The following is a 2,757-nucleotide window of genomic DNA, read 5'->3' as shown; positions in this document are numbered from 1 at the left end:
CCTTCGCCGGGTCGACGTGCTCGGTGCCATCCCAGAACCACTGGTGCGGCAGCAACTCGAGCACGCGCACGCGCGGGGGGACGAGCGCCTCGATGAGCTTCGCCTCGTCGAACCACTCCGCGAGCACGCGGTCGAGCACCGTCCGCGCAAGGTGCGCCTGGTCGATCCTGATCGCCCGGTAGTAGGTCTGGTGGTCGAGCCGACCGCTGGCGTAGTTGTAGCCCGAGCTGTTCCCGGCGGCGACGTTGAAGGGCATGTTCAGGCAGCGGGCGATCTCGTTCAGGATCTCGCGCTTGAACTCGCCGTAGGAGGTGGTCGGCTGCTCGGGCTTGACCTGCGACATCTTCCATCCGGCCGGAAGCGTCAGCAGCGAGTTCGCCTCGAGCTCGATCGTGTCCATCGGCTCGACCGGGTCGGCCTCGCCGTTGGCGGGCGCGTCGGTCTCGACGGTGCCCGCGAAGTTCGCCGCGGTCTCCGCGGCCGAGAGGACGGCCACCGTGTAGCGCCTCAGCTGTGCGAAGAGCGGCAGCGCCGGGACGAGGTCGGGAATCCCACGGCTCTGCTCGGGCCGCGCACCCAGGTAGTAGTGCAGGACCTTCGCGGCAGGCAGGGTCTCGTGGGATGCGTTCCCGCTCCGGTCGCCCGGGTGCTCCACCATGACGCGGTAGGCCACGGGGTTGCCGAAGGAGTCGTAGACGATGCCGTCGACCTCCGTCGGCGTGAGCGCGCCCCAGTGGGGGCTGGCGACGCGGTCGGCCTCGACGAGCGCGAGGTCGAGCTTCACCGGGCCGGGCACGGCGGGGTTCGACACGAGCTTCGCGAAGCACTCGCCCGAGTGGGCGCGCGCCATGCGCATCGTGCGGAGCCGGTCGGCCAGGTTGGTGGAGAGCGCCCACGCGGCGAAGGCCTGCTCGATGGCGTTGTTCGCCTCGGGGTCGTCGGTGAGCACCTGCAGGCGCGGGCCGGTGCCGACGACGTCGTTGGCGAGCGTCGCGACGATGCCCGCGGCGTAGCTGTTGTTGGCGGCCTCGTAGCGGGCGCGGTTGCGGAGGATCCGGCGCACCTCGGGGGAGGCCGCCGCATCCGCGGAGAGCCCGTCGGCGTTCGCCCAGTGCTTGCGGTTGGCGTCGGTGGTCGCGGCGGCGTCGTAGCGGGCGCGGATCGAGATCGTGCGCGGCGCTGCGGACGCCTTGCGGCCGAGGATGGAGTCGAGCCAGCCCATCAGGCCGGTCCCCCCATGCCGGGCGGGACGATGCGGGAGATGCGCAGGCCGCGGTTGCGTCGCGACACCGCCTGCTTCGAGGCGAGGTAGCGGTCGGCCGCGATCTGGTCGGCGATCGGGTGCTGCTCGACGCTGCCCGCGTCGTTCGAGGCCTTCTTCAGGCCCGCGGCGTTGTCGCGGATCGCGTCGGCGATGCTCGGCGTCTCGTCAGGCATGGGTGCTCTCCCGTGCCGACGGGGATGCCATGAGCGCGTCGCGCCTGGCGTTCCGCCTGCGGGCCGCCCGCTCGGCGCGGATCGCCGAGAGGCGGAAGGAGCGCATGGCCTCGCACGCGATCGCGGGCTCCCGCCTGCGGTGACGCCGCTCGCGCTGGGCGAACGTGTTCACCGCCCGGGCCGGGTTGCGTCCCTCGAGCGCGGCGAGCCACGCCTCCTGCACGGCGTCCTCCCGGTCCATGCCGGGGCACAGCCGCAGCTCGAGGGCGAGCTTGGCCGCGAAGGGCGTCTCGGGCAGGTCGGCTGAGAGCGACTGCATCCACCACGTGCCGACACGGCGCGGGGCGGATCCGGACGAAATGGACGAAGGGCGCCGAGATCGTTCGATCAATCGAACGAAGCGACCGCGATGCCCGCGAGCATCGCCATGAGCGCGACGGCGAGCATGCGCCACCGGGCACGGCTGCGGCCGAGGCGGATGATGTGGGCCAGTGCGTCGTTCGGGCGGGCGATCGGTTCCTGCATGTTCATGTGAGGGTCCTCTGCGTGGGTGCGTGGGCTCCGCGGCACGCTGCCGCGATCGCGGACGGCCAACGTAGGTCCCGCCCGGCGCGCTCCCGGAAACGCTGCCCTTTTTCCTGCCGATTCCCGGCGTCAGGACTCCGACTCCCGCGTCGATGTCCGCCTGCCGCAGTGCCTGCACTCCCGCCTCCTGAGCACCTGGCCCTTGGGAAGCCGACGGAGGTAGACGACCCGCAGGTGCTGGCAGCCGCAGGCGCGGCAGGACAGCCCGAGCTTCGTGCCGTCCTTCTCGAGCCCCGTCCGCTTCTCCCGCGGCATCACCGGCCTCCCTTGCGGATCGCCGAGAGCTTCACGCGCGGCCTCGCGACGACCTTCGCGTCCGTGCCGAAGAGCACCGATCCCTCCATGCTCGCCGCGACCGCGCAGCCGACGAGGCAGTCGAGCCAGTGGTTGTCCGCGCCTGCGAGGCGCAGCTTCCACTCGTCGACCACGCGGCCGCGGCCCTCGGTCTTCACGCGGTACTCGCTCGTCAGGTGCGCGGCGAAGACCTCGTGCGCACGCGAGTCACGGCCGAACAGCGAGAGCGATCCCGGGTCGCCGTGCGGCACCGCGAGGCGGGCGTGCACGAAGCTCTTCCAGAAGTTCGTGTCGAAGGTCACGTGCCGCACGGCGCGCTTGCCGCTGACGGTCGGGATGCGCCAGTTGAGGCCGACGCGCTCCCCGCGGCGGCGCTTGTAGTCGCTGAACGGCACGCTCGACGCGCCGACGTAGCGGCCGTGCGACGGGATGACCGTGCCC

At 71.9% G+C, this 2,757-nt stretch carries 5 protein-coding genes; all 5 read right to left on the bottom strand.

Annotated elements, in window-relative coordinates; all coding sequences use genetic code 11:
• A partial coding sequence (locus ACIQ3B_RS18615) for a phage portal protein (RefSeq protein WP_397405248.1) occupies positions 1 to 1,222 on the bottom strand: 1,222 nt, incomplete at its 3' end.
• Entirely contained in the window at positions 1,222 to 1,437 is a 216-nt protein-coding gene (locus ACIQ3B_RS18610) for a hypothetical protein (protein ID WP_397405246.1), read from the bottom strand. The genes ACIQ3B_RS18615 and ACIQ3B_RS18610, both read right to left, overlap by 1 nt.
• A complete protein-coding gene (locus ACIQ3B_RS18605; RefSeq protein WP_397405244.1) occupies positions 1,430 to 1,756 on the bottom strand; it encodes a hypothetical protein in 327 nt (108 codons plus the stop codon). The genes ACIQ3B_RS18610 and ACIQ3B_RS18605 overlap by 8 nt, the downstream gene beginning before the upstream one ends.
• Positions 1,757 to 1,824: 68 nt before the next feature.
• Positions 1,825 to 1,968, bottom strand: coding sequence for a hypothetical protein (locus ACIQ3B_RS18600; RefSeq protein ID WP_397405242.1), 144 nt, complete (start codon positions 1,966 to 1,968; stop codon positions 1,825 to 1,827).
• A gap of 308 nt (positions 1,969 to 2,276) precedes the next feature.
• Positions 2,277 to 2,757: terminase gpA endonuclease subunit (locus tag ACIQ3B_RS18595; RefSeq protein ID WP_397405240.1), on the bottom strand; the 481-nt coding region annotated here is incomplete at its 5' end.

It is taken from the genome of Phenylobacterium sp., assembly GCF_044358365.1.
Classification (GTDB): Bacteria; Pseudomonadota; Alphaproteobacteria; order Caulobacterales; family Caulobacteraceae; genus Phenylobacterium.
The sequence above is the reverse complement of the archived record's forward strand: the minus strand, read 5'-3'. Positions and strand labels throughout refer to the sequence as shown.